Annotated in this window: 18 protein-coding genes and 1 tRNA gene; 10 read left to right on the top strand and 9 right to left on the bottom strand. The window is 65.5% G+C overall.

The genetic code is table 11. The annotated features are described in order from the left end of the window. Positions 1 to 293 precede the first annotated feature (293 nt). The 6 genes from dinB (at position 294) to SZ63_RS00905 (ending at position 5,184) form a co-directional block, all read left to right on the top strand. The gene (gene dinB / locus SZ63_RS00880) at positions 294 to 1,376 is read left to right on the top strand and encodes a DNA polymerase IV (RefSeq protein WP_048179679.1); all 1,083 of its coding nucleotides are present in this window, start codon (positions 294 to 296) and stop codon (positions 1,374 to 1,376) included. A gap of 53 nt (positions 1,377 to 1,429) precedes the next feature. Next, positions 1,430 to 2,260, top strand: coding sequence for an SDH family Clp fold serine proteinase (locus SZ63_RS00885; protein WP_052959025.1), 831 nt, complete (start codon positions 1,430 to 1,432; stop codon positions 2,258 to 2,260). Between the two features lie 100 nt (positions 2,261 to 2,360). Then, entirely contained in the window at positions 2,361 to 2,789 is a 429-nt protein-coding gene (locus tag SZ63_RS00890; RefSeq protein ID WP_156168323.1) for a hypothetical protein, read from the top strand. Positions 2,790 to 2,846: 57 nt separating this feature from the next. Next, entirely contained in the window at positions 2,847 to 3,278 is a 432-nt protein-coding gene (locus SZ63_RS00895; RefSeq protein ID WP_048179684.1) for an HNH endonuclease, read from the top strand. A 76-nt stretch (positions 3,279 to 3,354) separates the two neighbouring features. Then, complete coding sequence (locus SZ63_RS00900) at positions 3,355 to 4,227, top strand: tetratricopeptide repeat protein (RefSeq protein ID WP_241481209.1); 873 nt, start codon at positions 3,355 to 3,357, stop codon at positions 4,225 to 4,227. Between the two features lie 96 nt (positions 4,228 to 4,323). Beyond that, positions 4,324 to 5,184, top strand: a complete 861-nt coding sequence (locus tag SZ63_RS00905; protein WP_048179689.1) for a MerR family transcriptional regulator — start codon at positions 4,324 to 4,326, stop codon at positions 5,182 to 5,184. Positions 5,185 to 5,193: 9 nt separating this feature from the next. Here SZ63_RS00905 and SZ63_RS00910 read toward each other — a convergent pair whose 3' ends face one another. Further along, positions 5,194 to 6,669: an alpha-amylase family glycosyl hydrolase gene (locus tag SZ63_RS00910; RefSeq protein WP_048179692.1), complete on the bottom strand. Its 1,476-nt coding sequence runs from the start codon at positions 6,667 to 6,669 to the stop codon at positions 5,194 to 5,196. A gap of 186 nt (positions 6,670 to 6,855) precedes the next feature. Continuing rightward, a complete protein-coding gene (locus tag SZ63_RS00915; protein WP_048179694.1) occupies positions 6,856 to 8,067 on the bottom strand; it encodes a geranylgeranyl reductase family protein in 1,212 nt (403 codons plus the stop codon). Between the two features lie 430 nt (positions 8,068 to 8,497). On the opposite strand from SZ63_RS00915, the gene SZ63_RS00920 reads away from it, so the two are divergent. After that, positions 8,498 to 9,442 carry a radical SAM protein gene (locus SZ63_RS00920; protein WP_241481210.1) on the top strand — a complete coding sequence of 315 codons (945 nt, stop codon included), beginning with the start codon at positions 8,498 to 8,500 and terminating at the stop codon, positions 9,440 to 9,442. A gap of 32 nt (positions 9,443 to 9,474) precedes the next feature. On the opposite strand, the gene SZ63_RS13135 is transcribed toward SZ63_RS00920, so the two are convergent. The 6 genes from SZ63_RS13135 to SZ63_RS00960 form a co-directional block, all read right to left on the bottom strand. Continuing rightward, on the bottom strand, positions 9,475 to 10,692 hold the full coding sequence (locus tag SZ63_RS13135; RefSeq protein ID WP_241481211.1) for a DUF2795 domain-containing protein: 1,218 nt from the start codon (positions 10,690 to 10,692) through the stop codon (positions 9,475 to 9,477). A 198-nt stretch (positions 10,693 to 10,890) separates the two neighbouring features. After that, the gene (locus tag SZ63_RS13140; protein WP_241481212.1) at positions 10,891 to 12,519 is read right to left on the bottom strand and encodes a DUF2795 domain-containing protein; all 1,629 of its coding nucleotides are present in this window, start codon (positions 12,517 to 12,519) and stop codon (positions 10,891 to 10,893) included. 151 nt (positions 12,520 to 12,670) lie between these two features. Next, positions 12,671 to 13,978, bottom strand: coding sequence for a methyl-coenzyme M reductase glutamine C-methyltransferase (locus tag SZ63_RS00945; protein WP_048179700.1), 1,308 nt, complete (start codon positions 13,976 to 13,978; stop codon positions 12,671 to 12,673). A gap of 46 nt (positions 13,979 to 14,024) precedes the next feature. Beyond that, positions 14,025 to 14,702 carry a hypothetical protein gene (locus SZ63_RS00950; protein ID WP_048179703.1) on the bottom strand — a complete coding sequence of 226 codons (678 nt, stop codon included), beginning with the start codon at positions 14,700 to 14,702 and terminating at the stop codon, positions 14,025 to 14,027. Positions 14,703 to 14,790: 88 nt separating this feature from the next. Further along, positions 14,791 to 15,873 carry an ABC transporter permease gene (locus SZ63_RS00955; protein ID WP_048179706.1) on the bottom strand — a complete coding sequence of 361 codons (1,083 nt, stop codon included), beginning with the start codon at positions 15,871 to 15,873 and terminating at the stop codon, positions 14,791 to 14,793. After that, on the bottom strand, positions 15,870 to 17,675 hold the full coding sequence (locus SZ63_RS00960) for an ABC transporter (protein WP_048179710.1): 1,806 nt from the start codon (positions 17,673 to 17,675) through the stop codon (positions 15,870 to 15,872). The genes SZ63_RS00955 and SZ63_RS00960 overlap by 4 nt, the downstream gene beginning before the upstream one ends. Positions 17,676 to 17,755: 80 nt before the next feature. Here SZ63_RS00960 and SZ63_RS00965 point away from each other — a divergent pair, with 80 nt between their 5' ends. Beyond that, a complete protein-coding gene (locus SZ63_RS00965; RefSeq protein ID WP_048179711.1) occupies positions 17,756 to 18,643 on the top strand; it encodes an ABC transporter ATP-binding protein in 888 nt (295 codons plus the stop codon). A gap of 387 nt (positions 18,644 to 19,030) precedes the next feature. Here the strand turns inward: SZ63_RS00965 and SZ63_RS00970 are convergent. Beyond that, positions 19,031 to 19,104 (bottom strand) — tRNA-Lys (locus tag SZ63_RS00970). Between the two features lie 113 nt (positions 19,105 to 19,217). Between SZ63_RS00970 and SZ63_RS00975 the strand changes: the two genes are divergently transcribed. Both SZ63_RS00975 and SZ63_RS00980 read left to right on the top strand, forming a co-directional pair. After that, positions 19,218 to 20,678 carry a DHH family phosphoesterase gene (locus SZ63_RS00975; protein ID WP_048179714.1) on the top strand — a complete coding sequence of 487 codons (1,461 nt, stop codon included), beginning with the start codon at positions 19,218 to 19,220 and terminating at the stop codon, positions 20,676 to 20,678. Further along, entirely contained in the window at positions 20,675 to 21,298 is a 624-nt protein-coding gene (locus SZ63_RS00980) for a 6-hydroxymethylpterin diphosphokinase MptE-like protein (RefSeq protein WP_048179715.1), read from the top strand. The genes SZ63_RS00975 and SZ63_RS00980 overlap by 4 nt, the downstream gene beginning before the upstream one ends. Positions 21,299 to 21,366: the final 68 nt, after the last annotated feature.

Raw genomic sequence — 21,366 nt, forward strand, 5'->3', positions numbered from 1 at the left:
GCTCCGGCCCATGGCCCGTCGCACCCCGCTCCAGGGGGCGGGGGCAGTGCGTGGCGATACCCCCACGGTCCAGTGCATGGAGTATTTCCACGGATCTAACGTGCCCGGTTGTTGTAGGGAGCCGTTTTCGGGTTTTTATATAGCCATTGTGATGATCCAGGAAAGCCGCTCCCGTCCCATATCCGGCACCCATGCAGACCCTCTCTCACCCCTGCACTTTCGCCCCGCGCCACCAAACCCCTATACCACCGGACTCCCAACACTCCCGTAAGAAACCGGGAGGACTTCAAAGAGTGACAACCGGCGGCAGGATCGTCCTGCACGTGGATATGGATAGTTTCTTCGCCTCCGTCGAGGTCCGCCGCGACCCGTCCCTTGCCGGGAGGCCGGTGATCGTCGGTGCCGACCCGAAGGGAGGTGCGGGCCGCGGGGTCGTGAGCACCTGTTCCTACGAAGCCCGCCGCTACGGGGTGCACTCCGGCATGCCGATCTCGCGGGCATACGACCTCTGCCCGCACGGCGTCTACCTCCCGGTGGATCGCCCGTTCTATGTCAGAGTTTCGGAAGAGATCATGGCGATCCTCTCCCGGCACACCGGACGCATCGAGCAGGTGAGCATCGACGAGGCTTACCTCGATGTCGGCGGTGCCGGCAGTTTCCCGGCAGCGGAAGCGCTCGCCGCCCGGATCAAGGAGGAGATCCGGCAAGAGACGGGGCTCACCTGCTCGGTGGGCGTCGCCCCGGGCAAGGCGGTGGCGAAGATCGCCTCCGACTATGACAAACCCGACGGGCTGACGGTCGTCCGTCCGGACGAGGTCGCCGGGTTCCTCGCCCCCCTGCCGGTGGAAAAAATCCCCGGGATCGGGAAGAAGACCGGCGAGGATCTCCGGCAGATGGGCATCCTGACCGTCGGCGACCTTGCACGCCGCGACGTCCAGGAGGTCATCGCCCGGATGGGGAGACCTGGCGTCCGGGTACACCGCCTCGCCCGGGGGATCGACGACGGCGAGGTTCAGGGCCGGGAGGGGTGCAAATCCATCTCCCGGGAGACGACGTTTGAAGCGGACACCGCCGATCCACCCGTCCTCGCGGAAACCCTCGCCGAACTTGCGGACGACGTCGCCGGGACGCTCCGTGCCGAGAGCCTCCGGTGCCGGACCGTCACCGTCAAGGTCCGGTACCGCGGCTTTCAGACGCATACCCGGTCGCGGACGCTCCCGCGGTTCACCAGCGATCCGGGGACGATCCGGCGGGCCGCATCCGGCCTTCTCCTGCCGTTTCTCAACGGCGAGCCCGTCCGCCTTATCGGGGTCAGGCTCTCGGCGCTCGAGGGCGGGCGCACCCGGCAGGCGTCGATCGACGAGTTTCTCTCCTGAACCATCCTGCGAAGCGAACGTTCTTTATCGGGGGTGCGCACCATGGTGCCGGTATGCCCGATATCTGGACGGTGCTGCTGGTCGCCGTCGTCATTCTCCTCTTCGCGGTGCCGGTCGTCCAGCAGCAGGTGACCCGTGCCCGCCGCCTGCGGGCGATCCGGGATCTCGAAGCCGAGCGGCATACCCGGGTCGTCGCCCTCATCCACCGGCAGGAGCGGATCGGGTTTCTCGGCATCCCGCTCTTCCGCTACATCGACATCAACGACTCCGAAGAGGTTCTCCGGGCGATCCGGCTCACCTCACCTGAGATGCCGATCGACCTCATCGTCCACACCCCCGGCGGCCTGGTCCTCTCGTCGGAGCAGATCGCGATGGCCCTCCGGCGCCACAAGGGAAAGGTGACGGTCTTTGTCCCGCACTACGCCATGTCGGGCGGGACGCTCATCTGCCTCGCGGCGGACGAGGTGGCGATGGACGAGAACGCCGTGCTCGGCCCGGTCGACCCCCGGATCGGGGAGTACCCGGCGGCTTCGCTCCTGCGTGTTCCGCGTCTGAAACCCCCGGAGGAGATCGACGACGAGACGTTCATCCTGGTCGACATCGCGGCCAAGGCCCAGACCCAGATGCGGGAGTTCGTGGCCGATCTCCTCCGGGAAAAGATGGACGCCGGACGGGCGGACAGCCTCGCGCGTCTGCTCTCGGGGGGGACGTGGACGCACGACTACCCGATCACCTTCGAGCAGGCCCGGGAACTCGGGCTCCCCGTCACTTCAGGCATGCCCGCCGGTATCTACCGGCTGATGGACCTCTTCCCCCAGGCGATGCCCCGCCGTCCGTCGGTCGCCTACGTCCCGATCCCCTACCGCGAAGAGAAGAAGGGGTGACGTCTTGCCGCATCCCTCGCAAAAGCAATTTCTATGTCCCGATGCCAACACTTCTCTGTCCGCGCCGCAGTCCGCGGCCGTGCCGGACAGGAGGCAGTTAATGACGACTACAACGACGATGCGCCTGATTCTCGCTTGCCTGTTTATAGCGGCGGTGCTCCTCTCCGCCGGGTGCACCGGAGAAGAGCAGTCTTCCATGGGGCAGGCAGTCACGGAGTTCCGGAGCGAGACCTCCGGTTACGACGACCGTGTGGAGTTCCGGTTCGTCCCGGACTCCGATGATCCGGGAACCTACAGCGCAACCTGCACGATCGAGCGTGACGTCTCATGGGGCACCACCATCGAGACCCGGGAGAACGTGCGATATGAGGGTATCTCCCGTGCGAACCCCATCGAGATCGTCATCCCGCGCGAGGATCCCCTTGACCGCGTAGCGCTTGAGATCGAGATCCGGAACACTGCAGGCGACATTTTGCACCAGAGCCGGACGTCCGTGGCCCCCGCGACGCCCGTCCCGACGCCGCCGTGATCCGCGGGATGGGTGGACAACCACTTATCCCGTTCCACGACCCACCTTCTTTAGATCGTGAGCACCGAGATTCAACTCTGCCTGGATGCGTTTGATCGTTCGCGCCCCCCTCTTTGCGGGGACGATCCCGCCCGGAACGGGTTTCGCCGGCTCTGCTGCCGGTGCGCTTTTGCCGTGAGGAGCGGCGGCCTCATCTACTGCGAACGCTTCGAGACTCCCATCCGGGCGCGGGAGAAGTACGGTCTTTCGGGGTGGAAAGAGATTCGCAACGCCGTGCTTGAGCGCGACGGGAACCGGTGCACCGTCTGCGGCGGGGGAGAGGACCTCCATATCCACCATATCGACCGCGATCCCACGAACGATGATCCGTCAAACCTCATCACGCTCTGCGGCATCTGCCATGCCCGGGTGCATACCGAGCTCCGCCGCGAGGGAGGGATCGGACGGGTGGCGCGGGTGCTTCCGGTAGCACGGTGTCGTTTGGAGTGACACACCCGGCAGGACCCTCCCGAAACCCGACAGGTCTACCTGCCGGGTCCGGTTGCGGGGGTAACGGTTATATTATATGCGCGCTACCAGTTGCGTGACCATGGGGGGAATGTCCGGCGTGAGCATTACAGAGAGGCTCTTCGGCAGGAGCGAACCCGGAGACCGGGAAGGCGCCTGCACCGATACCACAGTGAGCAGAAAAGCCGTCTCCCTTGCGCAGCAAGGGCGGTTTCGCGAGGCGATCGATTGTTTCGACCGGGTGCTCGAAACTGACCCGGCGAACGTGAAGATGTGGAACAACAAAGGAGTCTTTCTCGACCTTCTGGGGCGAGACCAGGATGCTCTGGACTGCTGGGAGAAGGCGCTCTCGATCGACCCGGGTTTTGCTCCCGCCTGGGTCTCCCGGGGGATGCTGCACCGGCGCCGCAACCGGCTCGAGGAGGCGCTCGCCTGCTACAACCGGGCGGTGGAGCTCAATCCGGACTCCACGGTCGCCTGGTACAACCGGAGCGGCGTCTTCGTCGCGATGCACCGCCTGGACGATGCGGTCGCCTGTTACGAGCGCGTTCTCGCGATCGACCCCCACTTCGTGGCGGCCTGGACGGATCTCGGCTACGCTCACTTCCTCGGGCACCGGCACGAGGAGGCAATCGCCTGCTACGATCGCGCCATCGCCGACGATCCCGGAAGCGTTCGGGTCTGGAGCCTGAAGGGCGGCGCCCTCTACGCGCTCGGGGAGTACCGCAAATCGCTCGAATGCTTCGATCAGGTCCTCTCGATCGACCCGAAGTATGCCGCCGGGTGGAGCATGAAGTGCAGTGTCCTCTACCACCTCGGGATGTACCGGCACGCGCTTGCGTGCGCCGACAAGGCGCTCGAGATAAATCCCTCCTGCGAACTGACCGGACAGGTCCGAAAGATGCTCCTCTCCCTCATCCAGAAGTGGTGAGGGCCGTCCAACCATGAGTCGCGGCGCCGGGAACTCTCCCCCGGGGGAGACTCCGACCGTCTATTACCCGGCGACGCCAACAGGTGGATGTAATCCATGCCGGTCGATCAGATTCCCATAGGCACCTTCTCGCGTATCACCCATCTCTCGCAGAAAGCGCTCCGCCTCTACGACGAGCGGGGGCTCCTCGCCCCTGCGGCGAGAGACATCTGCACGGGATACCGCTACTACACCTGCCCCCAGGTCGAGCGGGGCATCCGTATCCGAAACCTGCTCTGGCTCGGGTTCGGCCTCTCCGAGGTGGAAGCCATCCTCGAGGCGCGGGAACGCGGCGATGCCGCAACGATCCGGGAGCACTTCGCACGGCGTCTCGCCGCAACCGAGCGGGAGGCCGGCCGGCTGCATGCGATTGCAGAGGCCCTGCGCAAACAGCAGCAGGACCCGTTCAACGGAGGATTCAGTATGTCGATTACCGAACCTGTTATCAAGGATATCCCCGCCGTGCGGGCGCTCAGCCTCAGGGAGCGGGGTGTTTACCAGGAGGCGATCCCGAGAATGATCGGGGAACTATTCGGTTACGTCTGTCCTGAGGGAGGACGGCAGCCGGCTGCAAGGATTGCCGGGCCGATCATGTTCATCTGTCACGACGAGGAGTACCGGGAGACGGACGCGGATATCGAGGTGGCGATCCCGATCACCGGGTCGGTCAACCTCGAGGGGACGGCCGCCGGGGTCGTGACCCTTCCGGGCGGCCGGTTCGTCTCGGTGCTCCACACGGGCCCCTACCCCGGGGTGGGGAAGGCTTACGAGCGACTCTTTGGCTACATGGGCGAGCGCCGCCTGGCGTTGGCCGGCCCCTCGCGGGAACTCTACCTCAACGACCCTGCCGAGGTGCCAGAGGAGGACCTCCTGACCGAGGTCCAGTTCCCGGTGGAAGACCTTCCCCCGTCTCCCTGAAGGGAGCGGTCACTCTCCCGTGACCTCGAAGACGTGGCAGCCCCACCCGGGGATGTCGAGGAAAAGGCCGGGCGAGAGGAGGCTTCCCCCTTCCCGGTTGTACTGCGCCGGCCCCATGAGGTCCCGGAGCCGGACCGCCTTCCCCGCGAGGTCCGCCCATGGGAACGGGACGTAGCACTGCCCCCGGTCGGGAGCGTAGTTGACGGCGACGAGAGAGCGCTCTCCTCTGTGTTCCCAGGCGAAGGCGACATACCCGTCGTGGGAGGGGTTGCCTTCCCAGGCGGGATTGCAGTCGAGGAGCCGCCACTCCCCGTCCCGGAATACCGGCAGGCGCAGGCAGGTCAAGAGCCCCCGGTAGAACTCTTCTATGGCCCGGTCGGCCGGCTCCCTTGGTTCCCGGCAGAGGTGGACGGGGATCTTCTTGTGCCGCCCGGAGAGCTGCCCCCGGTGAAAGAACCGCAGGCCGGGGCAGAGGAAGGCGAGGACGGCGGCGGCCCGATGGCGGTCGGGTGGAAAGACCGCCGCCGCCCGGTTCTCGTCGTGGTTCTCGAGGAACCGGACGGATCTCCGTTGATACTCCGGGTCAGCCCAAAAATGCTCCCGCACCGGCCTTGCCGCTCCGTTCCGGAGCCGGTCGTAGAGCCGTTTGTCGTAGGTGTAGTCGAACCCCTGCTGCTGGAGCGTCCACTCGAGATCCCAGTAGACCTCCGCCATGAAGAGAAAGCCCGGGTGCTCTCTGTGGACGCCTTCGATCGCCCGGGGCCAGAAGGGTTCCATCTCCCGCCCCCAGGTCCGGCGGAAGACCACCGGGAGGACGAGCATCGCCATATCGCACCGGAGACCGTCGCACTGCCCCGCAATCCTCTGCAGTTCGGCGATCATCGCCTCCTGCAAGGCCGGATTGCCGTAATCGAGCTGCAGGGTGTCGGGCCAGCCGCCGGAGTAGGGGTCCCGGCCGTGGGCGAAGACGGCCGGGCCGTCGGGAAGATTCACCCGGGTGAACTCCTGCGGCCGGCGGGCGAGTTCCTCCTCCGTGCCGTGAACGTAGTAATCCGGGTGATTCCGCACCCAGGGGTGGTCTGGAGCGGTGTGGTTCGGGACGAAGTCGAGCAAGAGGAGGATTCCGTGCCGGTGCAGGCGGTCGCGGAACCGGGGGAGTGCCTCCGGCTCCCCGAGTTCGGGGTGGAGGAGATAGCCTGATATGGCGAAGGGGGAGCCGCAGATGTCCTCCTCGTCGAGATCGGGGAGCAGGCACCGGTACCCGGCGAGCCACTGCTCGTTCGAGCGGGAGACCCGGAGCCCGGCCTCCCCGGTCTCCCAGGCCCCCATGAGGTAGACCCGGGAGAAGCCGCACCCGGCCAGTTCCGCGAGCCGGGAATCGGGGATGTCGTCGAGCGTGAGGCGGCGCCCGGCCTCTCTGCCGAGGCGGCGGAGCAGGACGCGGGCGTTGACCTCGTAGAGGGCGGGGTGGCGTGGGGTGTTCATGACTGCGGCGTTCTGAACGTATGGATGGATAATGGTATCCGCCGGACTTCGCTCCTGTGGGGAGGTCGCTGCTCGCACCTGGCGGTGCTCACGCTCCGGCCCTGCGGCCCGTCGCACCCTGCGGGGGAGTCGTCCTTCGAAAACGCGAAGCGTTTTCTCGAACTCCGGCCCTGCGGCCCGTCGTTTTCACCACACACCGGAGTGGAGGTCGTCGTCACGGAAAAACCCCCGAAACGACCGGGTGCCCTGCACCGCGTCGATGACCAGGGTGTTCGTCGCCCGCATGAACGCCGCGAGCGGCGCGTGCATCCGGGCGTCGAGGCAGCGGTAGACGAAGTTCCGGAGCGCTGTCTCCGCCCGCAGTTCGGGGATGAGGCGCCGGCGGAGGAGGGCGGTATAGGTCGCGGCGAGCGGTGCTCCGGCGGTAAGGTGGCGGTCGGCGGCGTGGGCGGCGAGTTCCGCCGTCCGGTGGGCGTAGAAGATCCCCTCCCCGAGGAGCGGGCCCGTAAACCCGCCCGCGTCGCCGACGAGAACCGTCTCCCCGTGCGCCGGGGAGGGGATGCAGTTCCCGAGCGGCAGGAGGTATCCCGCTGGTTTCCGGTCAGCGAACGCGGAGAGCCCGACTGACTTCAGGAACGCTTCGAGTTCCCTGCGGAGACCGTTCCTGTTCACCGATAGCAGCCCCCCGATCCCCACGATGATCGCCTCCCTGTTCGGGAAGACCCACCCGTAGCCCCACCGGCAGGCGCCGAGGGCCAGGTGGGGCGTCGCGAGGCCGTTATCCAGGCGGATCGGGCCGTCCTGGTTTACGAGCGCCTCTGCCTCCCTGCGGGGGATTACAAGTTCCAGTGTCCACCCGAGGTTGTTGTGCCATCGCTTCCTGTCGACGACGCTCTGTGGGAGGGTGCGTCTGACCCGGCTGTGAACTCCGTCCGCCCCGATGATGACCCGGGCTGAATACCGGTCGCCGTCCGATGTCGTGACGGTCCGGCGGGCGTGGTCGATCTCTGCCGCTTCCGCGCCGGTGTGGACTTCCGCCCCTGCCCGTGCCGCCATCTTTGCAAGAAAAGCGTCGTAGCGTTCCCTGCCGGTGAAGTAGACCGGCTCATCAAGGTCTTCGGCGAGGATGCGCCTGCTCCCGATGTAGAGTGCGTACCCCGTCCCGGCGAAGTCGAGCAGCCCTTCCCGCCGGAGAGCAGCGACCGGGAGAGAAAAAGCCCGGTCGAGAAATCGGACGGTTTTCTGGCTGAGGCAGCCCCCGCAGACCTTGTTCCGCGGATACGCCCGCCGCTCGAGGAGCGCCACGCTGTGCCCGGACTCCCCGAGCAGGCAGGCGGCGGTGCTCCCGGCGGGCCCGCCGCCGACGACCACCGCATCGTATTCGGGCCGACCCTTCATCTCCTCTCTCCTTGCGGTGATAGATTCCGGCGCAGACCATATCTCTTTCCCCCGGGAGTGGAGACCGCCCCCCGGACACTTTCACACTCCGCGGAGCAGGCTCTTTTACTCGCAGGCCGATGCTACCCGTATGTCCGTTGCGGAGCAGAAACTTGCCTATCTCACCGCTGCCGGGCGGTTCGATATCTGCAGCCCGGGCGAGTGCCTTCAACTTCTCCCGGTCGCAGTCGAGACCCGAAAGGCCTCTTCCGCTCCGGAAATTCTGCCTGTTCCGCTCGAAAATTTCCGCAACTCGCAGGAAATACCGGATCCCCCGGTTTCCACCTCCCGCACGGCCGCAACCGGGACCCGGGAAGTTTCTCAGGCTCCCGCTCCGCGAACGGTCGCCCCCTATATCTCCTACAACCGCCGGACGGGGGGGTGCGGGCGGATGCTCAAGATGCTTCTCAACGGCACCTGCGCTTACGACTGCGCCTATTGCCCCGTCCGTACCCAGCGGGAGCCGGTGAGTTACTCTCCCCGGGAGTTCGCCGACACTTTCCTCCGCCTCTGGCAGGACGGGCTCGTCGAAGGGCTCTTTTTGAGCTCCGGCATCCCCCGGGACGTCGACTACGTGATGCACGACCTCGTGGAGACGGGGGAGACCCTGCGCCGCCGGGGTTACGGCGGGTATCTCCACCTGAAGATCCTTCCCGGCGCAACCCGGGCGGATATCCACGACGCCGCTCGCGTGGCCGACCGGATCAGCATCAACCTGGAGACGACGTCGCCCGACCGCCTCGGGGGCATCGCCGGGGTGAAGGACTACCGGCAGGATATCCTGAAGCGCCAGTCATGGGTGGCGGAGGAGAAGCCCGGCGGCCACACCACGCAGCTCGTTGTCGGGGCTGCGGACGAGACCGATGCGGAGATCCTCTCCTGCCTTGCCGACCAGTACCGACGTGTCCGGCCTTCCCGGGTCTACTTCTCGGCGTTCCGCTCCCTCCCCCGGACTCCCCTCGCAACGCACCCCGATACGCCGGCATGGCGGGCGCAGCGGTGGTACCAGGCCGACTTCCTGCTCCGGGACTACGGGATCACGGCCGACGAGCTCCGGGCTGCTCTCGACGAGAGGGGTTTCTTCGCAAACCGCGACCCGAAAGTTGTTCTTGCGGCCGGGAGGATGCCGGTGAACGTCAACCTCGCCCCGCGCCGCGACCTCCTCCGCGTCCCCGGGATCGGGCCGAAGGCCGCGGACCGGATCCTCGGCCTGCGAAGAGTGCGGCCGTTCGCCTCCCCGGCCGACCTTGCGCGTGCCGGTGTCCGGGGGAAGGCCGCCGCGCGCCACCTCACGTTCGGCGACCGGGACACTATCCAGACGAAACTCTTCCCGTAACTGCCCGTTCGGTTTCTTGAAAAATAGTGGGGTTATCTGACCTTCCCGAATTCGGTGCTCACGTCTGCGGCCGACCGATAACTCCGGTCCTCAAACAGCTCGAGTGCCGCGATCACGCCCTCCGGCGCGTCGTTCTTCCGGGCATGGGTTATGAGGTCCTGCCTTCCCGCCGGGTAGTCCATGCCCTTGAGGTAGACCTGCAGATCGGCGGCCGAGATGTGCGTAAGCGACGGTGCCGCCGTCCCGGTCTTGCGAACATCCCCGGCAGGCGTCTCGATCCCGGTCGGCTGCCGGGTGCGTGCCTCGCCGCCGAACTCCGCGCTCACGTCGGCAGCCGAACGGTAGGTCCGGTCGGGAAACCCTTCGAGCGTCGTGAGCACGCTCTCCGGGGCATCGTTCTTCCGGGCGTGGGTTACGAGATCCTGCTTTCCTGCGGGGTAGTCCATGCCCTTGAGGTAGACCTGCAGGCCGGCGGCCGAGAGGTGTCCGGGAGCCGCCCCCGTCGTCGTGGGCCGTTCGGCCTCCGTCACCGGCCGGGTCTCCACCTCTTCGACGACGGTCTCGCGGGGCGCGGTCCCGGCACCGGGCACCACCGTCTCGACCCTGCCCTTCTCCACGTCCTCGGCCTTCATCATGGACTCGAGCGTCGGCGCATGCGCCTCCGTCACCGGCCGGGTCTCCACCTCCTCGACGACGGTCTCGCGGGACGGGGCCGTCGTTACGGGCACCGCCGTCCGTGCCCGGGTCTCTTCCACCTCCTCGGCCCGTATCGGCATCTCCTCCCGGGGTGCCCGCTCCCGCACCTCCACCCGCTCCGTCGTGACGACCTCGCGGGGCGGCGGCTCCGTTCGGGTCACGGCCCGGGCCTCCTCCTGGCTCGGGGGGCCCATGGGACGTCTCGACTCGATCAGGCTCCAATTCGCTTCTCTCGGCCAATCCCCCTCCGAGAACCCGGGTTCGTTGTCGAGCCGGTACTTGCTGATGTTCGCCACGAAGACATCGTCCCCCGGCCGGTAGACCATGGCCTCGATGGGGATCGCGAAGTGCTTCGCTCCGAGGCCGAACATGCCGCCCGTCCTGAGCACCGCGTACGCCACTCTTCCCGTGGGCAGGCCGACCCGCAGGCTCGAGATCTCGCCGAGATCATAACCTTCCGGGTTCTTCACCCGCTTCCCTACGACGTCTTCGGATGAGAAGAAATCCTGCCCCTCCGTCCTTCGCACCTGCTGCTCCAGAATCGTTTCAGCCATTGCAACCACCATATCCCTGGCGTGCATCCGAAGGCGATCTTCACCTTCGCGCAGAGCGGGCGATGCGTGTTGTGACTATTTAACAGTTCCCCGGTTCCGGCACCGGGGTACCGGCGAAGCGTTATCCGGCGTAAAATGGGCATGCGGGGGAGGCCGGGAGGGGTGTTTCCCGGCTCCCACCCGCAGGCGGGTTCCCCGTCACCTGATCTTTCCGAACTCCGAGCTCACATCTGCGGCGGACTGATACGTCCGGTCGGAGAACCCCTCGATCGTCGTGATCACGTCCTGTGGGGCGTTATTCTTCCGTGCCTGGGCGACGATCTCATGTTTGCCCGCCGGGTAGTCCATGCCCTTGAGGTAGACCTGCAGGTCGGCGGCGGAGAGACGGGTGAGGGAAGGCGCTCTCGTCCGGGTCTCGGGCCGCTCCTCGACGATGGTCTCTCTTCGAACCTCCTCGGTGACGGTTTCAGGCCGGATCGTCTCCTCCCGCCGCGTCTCCATCCCGGTCGGCTGCTCGCCACGGGTCTCCCTGCCGAACTCCGTGCTCACATCAGCGGCGGACTGATACGTCCGGTCGGAGAAGCCCTCGATTGCCGTCATCACGTCATCCGGAGCGTTGTTCTTCCGGGCATGGGTGATGAGATCCTGCCTCCCTGACGGGTAGTCCATGCCCTTGAGGTAGACCTGCAGGTCGGCGGCGGAAAGGCGGATGCGAGGCGGCACCGTCCTCCGGGTCGCGGGTGCCTCTTCGCGTACTTCCTTCATGGCAGTAGTCTCGTATGCCTCTTCCACGGTGGTTTCGCGAACCTCTCTTGCAGGCGTCTCGATCCCGGTCGGCTGCCGGGTGCGGGCCTCGCTGCCGAACTCCGCGCTCACGTCGGCGGCCGAACGGTATGTACGGTCGTTGAAGTTCTCAAGTTCCGTGATCACGCTCTGCGGCGCATTGCTCTGCCGGGCACGGGAAACGAGATCCTGTTTGCCTGCCGGATAGTTCATTCCCGCAAGATAGGTCTGCAGGCCGGCGGCCGAGAGGCGCCCGGCGGAAGGTCCCGGTGTCATAAGCGACCGTTCGGCCTCCGTCACCGGCCGGGTCTCCATCGCGGCCGGCGGCTCCCTCCTGACCTCCTCGACGACGGTCTCGCGGGGCGCGGTCTCGACTATGCGCTCCCTGTGAACCGGCTTGACCCCGGACTCCCGGGGGGGCGGGGCCTCCGTTGTCACCGGCCGCTCCTCGACGGGCTGCGTCGTCGGCTGCTCTCCCCAGCCGCGTGCGACCGTCTGAACGGGCGGCGGCGTCGGAACGACCCTCTCTCCGGCAGGGGACGTGGTCTCCACCGGTCTCGTTGCGCCTGCCACTGCTGCGCCGGTGGCCGCTGCTGCAGCCGTGCCCACCCCTCGTGACGGCGGAACCTCCCTCTCCGTTACCGGGGCCGCGGGCTCCGCTGCCGCACGTGCCGGGGGCGATGTCCTGACCAGATTCCAGTTCGCCTCGCGCGGCATCCTGTCCCGGGAGAACCCCGGAGAACTATCCAGCGTCCGCTTATCCGCATCCACGACAACGCTTCTCTCCCCGGTGCGGGTGCGAACAGCCTCCCAGGGAATGGCGAAATGTTTCTCGCCGAATCCGAGGATTCCGCCGTAGGAGAGTACGGCGTACGCTATGCAGCCGCTGTCGCGGTCTATCGCGACATCGCTGATATCGCCGAGGTTCTCTCCTTCCGGGTTTCGCACCTTGATGTCCCGGATGTCGTGCGCACGCATCAGGTTCACCGTCTCTTCCCGTCCCGGCCGGGTCTCCAGCACCGATCCCATCTGTTGTTCAGCCATCGTATCTCCCTCCAACTCGTTTTTCTCGAAGAGGTTATCCCTTCAAGGCGGGGGAGTAGATGTTCGAGGATACTTAAGGGTTTCCGGCTCGCGTAGACCGGGCGGTGTCCGGCGGTAAAAAGAAGAAAGGGAGAGGATGCCGGCCCGAACCTTACGCCCGGGCGTATCGGAGGATGAGTTCGGTCGCCGCCCTGATGTCCCGCCCCTGCTTCCTTGCCTCGGCGAGGTAGGTGTTGTAGACCTCGTCGGTCACGAGCCGCAGTTGCGGGCGGAAGAGATCGGCATGCATCATCAGGTCGAAGCACCGGGCCTCGCTCTCGGTCAGATCGAGCGCCCGGTATTCCCCGGTATGCGGTACGAACGCCGGATTCTTATCGCGTGGCGTCCTGACCGCGAGGTCGGCGAGCGGTGTCGCCGGGATGGGCTCGGCGCTGCTCACGAAGACGTCGTCGAGGGAGAGTGCGGCGATGAGGTCCTTCGTCGCCTCGTAGTCCCGCTCCGTCTCCCCGGGGTAGCCGACGATGAAACTTCCTGCAACCCGAAGGCCGTGCGCCCGGCACCGCTCCACCGCCTCCTCGACCTGCCGGACGGTCGCGCCCTTGCCCATCATCCGGAGCACCCGCTCGCTCCCCGACTCGATCCCGAAGAAGACCCACCCGATGGTGTACTGCCGGACGGCATCCAGGATCTCGTCGGTGATGCAGTCGACGCGGATGTCGGGGGAGGAGACGTTCTTCTGCCCCATCACCTCCGCCATCGAACGGAGGAGGGCGATGAAGGCCTCCGGGTTCATCTCACCACCGGTGGAGCCGTAGAGCGATCCGGTCCCCCCGGAGACCGAGAGCCTTGTCGCCCCGTGCGCCGCAAAGGCCTTCACCTCCTCGACGATGCGATCAAGCGGCCGGCTCCGGATCGTCCTTCCGAAGAACCGGGGCACCTGGCAGAAGGTGCATCCCCCGATGCACCCCCGGTGGGTCTCGATGTAGGCGCTCGCCCCCCTGACGCTCTGGCTCCCGATGTCGTCCGGGATCAGGGGGAGCGGACGATCCATCGACGCCGGAGGGGCAGGGGGCATCACGACCGGCCGGCCGGCGTCGAGGAACGCGATCCCCGAAAGATCGGGCGAGACCCCCTCCTCGACGAGCCTGACCACCGTCTCCTCGCCCTCGCCGACGACCACCGCGTCGGGGGCGAGCTCCCCGAGCACCATCTCCGGTGCGGCCGAGACCGGCCCCCCGACGTAGACCACCCCTCCGCGCTCGCGGTGAGTCCGGATCAGATCCCGGATCGCGGGGTCGAGGAGGTGCTGGGTCGAGAAGAGGCTCATGAGCAGGACCGGATTGGCCGGCACGGCGGGTGCCCGGGTGAGCGTCACCCGATGACCCGCGTCACGGAGGACACCGCCGATCAGCATGGCGCCGTAGGTGTAGATGCCGGGGGAGAGGATCGTGATCTCCATGATACAGTATCGCCGGAACAGTATACAAAAGGTGGGGATCTGCCGGTCAGAGCGGCACGGGCCGCCTGAACCGCCGGGCCTCGGCAACGGTATGGGCGCCCCGGTCCGAGGCGGCGATCAGCCTGGCCTGGAGCCGCATGATGTCGGCGATGATGGGTAGCGGGTTCTTCTCCAGCGTCTCCGCGACAACGGCGCGGGCCTCCCGGAGCCTTCCTGCCCTGCGGAGCAGGTCGACGAGGACGGCTTCGTCCGCCCCTTCCAGGGTGGCCAGCCGCTCGCCCTTCTCCCTCGCCCGCCGCAGGAGGTCGGCGGCACGTTTTCGGCAGATCCGGGCGGGCACATCCTTCCCCTCGTCGTCGCAGACCCATGCAGCGTGGAGGGATGCCCATGCAGCCTGGGCCAAAAGACCGAGATCTTCCTGGATTATCGACCAGCAGAGGAAGGTGTTTGCAATATTCGGAAACTTCCGGGCGTCGAGTTGCCACCGGTAGCGCGGGAGTTTCACCACGTCGGCTGCTCCTTTTGGGGCCTTGCCCGGATCGGGTGCGCAGTAGCCGCAGGACGGGCACCGTTTCACCCATGCGTAGATAGTGGACCGCAGCGGTTCGGCGGGACGGGTATCGAGGTCGCGCGACCCGACGCAGCCCGTGGCCTCGGGAATGGTGAACCGGCAGGCCTCGCCGCAGACTGCACAGGTGGTATTGAGGTGACGGAGGTGGGTCATCGATGGGCTGAATTGCATATCCTCCGATATATATTTTGCCCACGATAGAATGCGGCGAGATGACGGCTACGCCGTAACCCCCTCCCGCTCACCGGGCCAGGGGGGCTGCCTCCCCGACCCGGCGGGCGTAGGCCGTTACGGCCCACCCGAGGAGCACCGTCGCGCCCGCGACCAGCGCGAGGATCAGCCAGTGAACGGGACCGGCGGTGTCCACCGCGAGCCTGACCATGAGGTTTAAGGGGTTGTATGGGACGGCCATGACGAGGAGGAAGACCACGACGAGTGCGGTCGAGAAGATGAACTGGGCGCTCGTCCGTTCGCGGTAATGGAGCGCGACGAGAGCCCCGAGCAGGATGAGGAAGAGCCCACCCGCCGAGGCGTGGAGGAGGATTGCGGCGGCGTTATCGACCGCGATGCCGTTGAACCCGAGGAGGAGGAGCCAGGCTCCGGCCTGAACCGGAACCAGAACCTCGCAGGCGGCAACCTTCCCCCAGACCATCTCCGCGAACGTGACCGGTGTCGACATGAGCGTCTCGAGCGTCTGGCGCTGGTACTCCTCGGTGATGAGGTCGATGATCAGGGCAGCCGAGACGATCGCCGGGAGGAGGACGAGCAGCGGGATGAGGAGGCCGTAGACGAACTCGAAGAAGTTCTCGCCGCCGCCGGACTCGGGGAAGTTCAGCGAGACCGGGAAGGCGGTCATCCGGTCGGCCCGGACCTCCCGGAGTTCCTTCTCGTAACCCTGGAGCACCTCTTTTACCTTGACGTTGATTACGCTCGACTGCAGGTCGTTCTGGATGAGGTAGAGCGTGACCGTGACCGGCTTCTCTGCGTCGGGCGGGGTGTCCGGGACGTAGACCACCGCAGAGATCTTTCGTTCGCGGAGCGCCGCAAGCGCCTGACTGAGATCCATCCTGTGGAGGATGAGGTCGTCTCGCTTCTCGAACTCGTCGATGAGGGGTGAGTCTGCTCCGGCGTAGCCGACGCCGTAGGTGGTCGTCGAGTAGCCCTCGATCGCCTCCGGGTCGTACATGGCGGTGAGCCCCACCATCAGGAACGACGAGAACATCGCGATGAAGACCTGCAGGAGGATCGCAAAGACGATCGTCTTCTCCGACGAGAGTCCCAGGAGTTCTTTCTTCGCGATAAGGCCGATATTTCGTGTCTTCACAGGAGCGCCCCCATCAGGAAGTAGAGGTTGTAGAGGCTGTGCACCATGCACGCCGCGATGAGCCCCGGCCCGTAACCCTGCCGCCCCCAGAGCAGGAGGAAACCGCCGGTGACGAGCACGCCCGCGATGTGGAGGAGGAGCGGCATCCAGAGCACCTGGAGGGAGAGGAAGAGGACGCTCCCGAAGATCGACTCGGTGATCTGGGCGAGCGTGGCGAAGAGGAGGAGTTTTTCACCGGCCAGGAACCCGAAGCCGATCGCGACCGCACCGATGAGCAGGTTCTTCGGCGTCAGGAACCCGGGCCGCTCCCGTGCCACCGCGTAAAGCCCGATCGACTTCGCGAACTCCTCGATGAACGCCGCGGAGACGGTCAGGAGAACAAGGGAGAGCGGCATCGGGATGTTGAAGAAGAGGACGAGCGTCAGCATCTGGGCCATGAAGACGAACGGTATCGTGAAGCCGGCGAGCAGGAAGAGCGAGAGGTGCGGGTGATCCCGGCTTATCCCGGCCGAGACGAAGTCCGCGAGCCTTGAAGCGAGCGGCTTCTGCGAGAAGAGCCGCTCCTCGCGGAAGTTCGTGATGCCGACGTAGAAGAGGATGATGCTCGTCGCAAAGAAGAGCACGGTCGAGTAGACATACTGCATGGCGGTGAACCCGTCGCCTTGGATATCGAGGACGACCAGGGTGAGGGGCGAGATGATGCTTATGACGTGGGTGTTCGCAAAGACCGTCGGGAAGAAGAGGTACGACGTGGCGAGGGTCGAGAAGAAGATCGAGACGAACGAGAGTTCCTTGAAACTCCGTGAGGCCATCCCGATGATCAGGGCGTTTGCGAGGAAGAAGAGGATGACCGGGACGAGCGGGAGGAGGATGGTCATCGGCGCCCCGGCAGAGAGGGTGATCACGGCCGAGATGAGGATCATGATCGTGAAGTAGGGGAGCGCTTTGCCGACGACGATTGCGGCCGGCCGGACGGGGGTGGAGAGGAGGGCCTCCCCGGCCCTTCCCACCCGCTCGTTCATCACGCTCATCATGAAGAACTGCGAGGTGAAGTAGAGCGGGAAGATGAAGACGAATACCAGGATGATTGCATCGAACGGGAGCGGTGGGGAGAGTTCCGAGGGCGTCCTGAACTGCTCCATGGCGGAACCGCCCGAGATGACACCGGTGTAGCGCTCGAGGGGATGCCCGCTCCCCGTGTCGGCGAGGTGCTCCCGGAGGGTCTCCTCGGAGATGGGCATTGCCGACGCCGGCGGTGTCACCGCTTCGACCGGGCCCGAGGGGACCGGCGGTCTTCCGGCGTCCGCCGGGGCGCCGACCTGCTGCCCGCTCTGGGTCGCCAGGAAGTCGATCTCGCTCTTCACGTATTGGAGGTCGATCCAGAGCGGGTAGGCGGCGAAGAGGTCGGGTTCTCCGGCGGCCACGCGGGAGACGTAACTCTCGTAGTCGCGTTCGAGCGTCTTTAAGGCCGCTCGCCCTTTGTCCGTATCGGCGGCGTAGACCTCGCCCTGCAGGACGACGATGTCGTACGCGAACCGGCTCTCCCAGAGGGCCGCCCCGCTATCGAGATATGTAGTAAAACGGCTGTCGGGAGCGACGATCCGGGCGATCTCGGGGTCGTCGATGCCGATGCGGTACATGCCGTCCTGCATATGGACGCCGCTCTGGGCGGCAAATGCCGTCACCAGCACCAGGAGGACGAGAAGCCCCGCCGCAAGCGGGAGGACGCTTCTCCCCATCGTGGTCATCGATCGGTTCATCTCCCAGGCGGCAATCGTCCGGATGGAGGAGGCGAGACTCATGGTAATCCCTGAAGGCTTCGGAGAACCATATCTCTGTGCAGCAACCTATTAGTAGGCATCGGAGACATAAGGGATACCGGATGATCACGGCCCGCTCTCTCGTCAAGCATTACGGCGACTTCCCGGCGCTGGACGGCGTCACGTTCGACCTCGACGATGCACGGATACTCGGGGTTATCGGGCATAACGGCGCCGGGAAGACGACGCTCTTGAAGATCATGGCCGGCCTTATCTCGCCGACGTCGGGTTGCCTCGTCGTCGACGGGGTTGACGTTGTCAGAAGGCCGCTCGACCTGAAACAGAACCTGGGGTACCTCCCCGAAGAGTCGCGGCTCTACGAGACGATGACCACGGACGCGTATCTCGCGTTCTTCGGGGAGATCTACGGTCTCTCAAAACCGGCCATCCGGGAGCGGCGCGACGAACTCCTCGATTCGCTCGCGCTCGATGCGGATGGAAAGAAGATCGGGGAACTCTCGAAGGGGATGAAGCGGAAGGTCGCGATTGCGCGATCGCTGATGCACGACCCGGGGCTGCTCATCTACGACGAGCCCACCTCCGGCCTCGACCCCATGACCTCGCGGTCGGTGCTCGACTACGTCAAGGATCTCCGCGCCCGGGGCAAGACGGTGATCTTCTCCGCCCACAACCTCTTCCAGGTGGAGGAGGCCTGCGATCTCGTCCTGATCCTGCGCCGGGGGAAGGTGGTGGCGAAAGGCACCATGCCCGAACTCCGGGAGACCTTCGGGTCGCTCACCTACCAGGTCTTCTTCCGGGTTCCCGACCCGGCGGCGTTCGCGACATCGGTCGGCTACTCGGCCTCCGACGGCCGGTACCTTGCCGAGGCGCGTTCCGTAGAGGAGTTGAACCGGACGACCGCGGCGCTTGCGGCCGACGGTGCGACGATCGAGCGGATCGAGTCGCATTACCCGACGCTCGAGGAGATGCTCCTGAAGATCGGGCGGTAAGCCCGGCCCCTTTTCTACGGGCACAGCGTATCGGGAATCCGCTCTTTTTTGACCCTGCCGCCTTAACTGCGGGAGCGGTATGGAACGGGGTGTCTCCGGGTCTCCCCTCCCCGCGCAACGCTCTTGCGGGTTTTCCGCCGGGGCAGGATTTATATAGCAGCGGCATATATGTGCCTTCACGATCCCGTTTCCGTTGCAACGACCGGCCTTCCGTGAGAAACTCCGGCGCGGGCGGAGGCCGGTGGGGGTTGACCGGACGGCGGGGCGTCCCGACCGCAATGGAGAAACCGCTCTGCGGAGCATGATCGCGCGAACCGGACGGTCGCAACCTGAAGTAAACAAAGAATCGATCTCGGGTACAAAGGATGGAAAGAATCGGGTGTTCGACGGGCCTGAAGGGATTTGAACCCTTGGCCTACGGATTAAGAGTCCGTCGCTCTGCCGAACTAAGCTACAGGCCCATGTATCTGACCTAATAGTGTTGCATGGGAAGCGGTATAAACTTTATGGAATCTCCCCGAAAATCGCCGAAATGGAATCCCTTAATACCATGAGAAGTTACACCATTGTACGCATGCCTGAGGCGGTCCAGAACGTTTCGAAAGAACGTATCAAATACATCATTCTTGGGTGCGGGAGCACCGGCTACAATGTCGCCGAGGAGCTCGAGCAGGAGAACGAAGATCTCATCATCGTCGATAAGGACGAGAAGCGGGTGGAGGATCTTCGCGATCAGAAGTACGAAGCGCTCGTCCGCGACCTCCGTGACCCGAACTTCATGGAAGGGCTGCCCGTGCCGGAGGTCGCGTTCATCCTCGCGAACGATCGGGAAGCCAACCTGACCGCGCTCAAGACCGTCAAGAACCGGTATCCGGCGACTTACGTCATCGCACGCGCCACAGACCCGGTCAGCGTCGACCTCCTCCAGCAGGAAGGCGCCGATATCGTCCTCTACCCGCAGGAAGTGGTCGCGAGAACCGCCATCCACCATATCCGGAAACTGCACTCGTCACGGCTCGCCCTGCGGCTCTACGACATGCTCGCCTCCTGGGAGGGGACGCTCTGCATCGTCACTCACCTGAACCCCGATCCCGACTCGATATCGAGCGCCATGGCGCTCTCGATGATTGCACGGCACGCGAGCCGCAACAAGCTCAACTGCCGCATCGTCTACGAAGGGGACATCGGGCACCAGGAGAACCGGGCGTTCATCAATCTTCTCGATATCAAACTGGAGCGGCTCACCCCCCAGATACTCGAGGAGTGTGACTACATCGCCCTGGTCGATTCGTCCGGGCCCGGCGTGAACAACGAGCTCCCCAGGTCGACCCGGGTCAACATCATCATCGACCACCATAAGAACGGCGAGCATCCGTCCACCGTCGCCGACTTCATCGACATCCGGCCGGGAGTCGGCGCCACGGCGAGCATCATGACCCAGTACCTGATGGAGCTTGATATCCCGGTGAACAAGTCGGTGGCAACCGCACTCCTGTACGGTATCCGGGCCGACACCCGCGACTTCAAGCGGAACGTCACCCCCCAGGACCTCAACTACGCGGCGTTCCTCCTTCCCCTGACCGACTCGGACCTTCTCGACAAGATCACCTCTCCCTCCATGTCGCTCGAGACACTGGAGATCATCGGGAACGCCATCCGGAACCGCCGGCTCAAGAGCGGCTACCTCTTCTCGAACGTCGGCTACATCAGGAACCGCGACGCTCTCCCGCAGGCGGCCGATATGCTGATCCATCTCGAGGGCGTGAACACGGCGCTGGTCTACGGCATCAGCGACCAGAACATCATCATCTCGGCGCGGAACAAGGATATCAGGCTCCATCTCGGCAACGTGATGGCCGAGGCGTTCGGGCCTATCGGCGAGGCCGGCGGGCACGCCACGATGGCGGCCGCCCTGATTCCGCTCAACTACTTCTCCATGGCGAAGGAGAAGGAGGGTCTGCTCGAGCTGATCATCGATCCGATCCTGAAGAGGTTCTCGAGCATCGTCGGCCTGGACGACGAGGACGGACAATGAGGTTTTCAGACTGGGAGCCTCACTACACTGCAATTTTAGCGTATTTCGGGTTCGAGCGCGAGGCGGACGAGGCGGCCGCCCGGGTGCTCGCGGATCTTGCCGACCGCGACGACGTCGGGCTGCTTGAAACGCTCCTCCGGGGGAGGCCGGTGACGGTCTGCGGGAACGCCCCATCCCTCCCCGGGGAACTCGACCGGATCGAGGGGACGGTGCTTGCCGCCGATGCGGCGGCGGAGGTGCTCGCGGATCACGGTATCCGGCCGGACGCGGTCTTCACCGACCTCGACGGGGCGACGGACGTCTTCATCGACCTCTCGGAGCAGGGGACGGTGATGGTCGTGCACGCCCACGGCGACAACGTCCCGCTCCTCCGCCACTGGGTTCCGCGTATCCCGGGGCCGCTCGTCGCGACCACGCAGGCGGCACCGCTCCCTCACGTCCACAACTTCGGCGGGTTCACCGACGGCGACCGGGCGGTCTTTGCCGCCGACGAACTCGGGGCGGCGAGCGTCCGGATCGTCGGGTTCGATCTCGCCGACAGAAATGTCGATCCCCTCAAGCGGGGGAAACTCTACTGGGCGGGGGAACTCCTGCGCCTGATCGGGTATGACCTCCAGTAAACCATTGATCTAGACTCACGCGAAGCCGCGAAGGACGCGAAGGGAAGGGACAAGGGGGTTCAGTCACA

Source organism: Methanoculleus sediminis (genome assembly GCF_001017125.1).
Classification (GTDB): Archaea; Halobacteriota; Methanomicrobia; order Methanomicrobiales; family Methanoculleaceae; genus Methanoculleus; species Methanoculleus sediminis.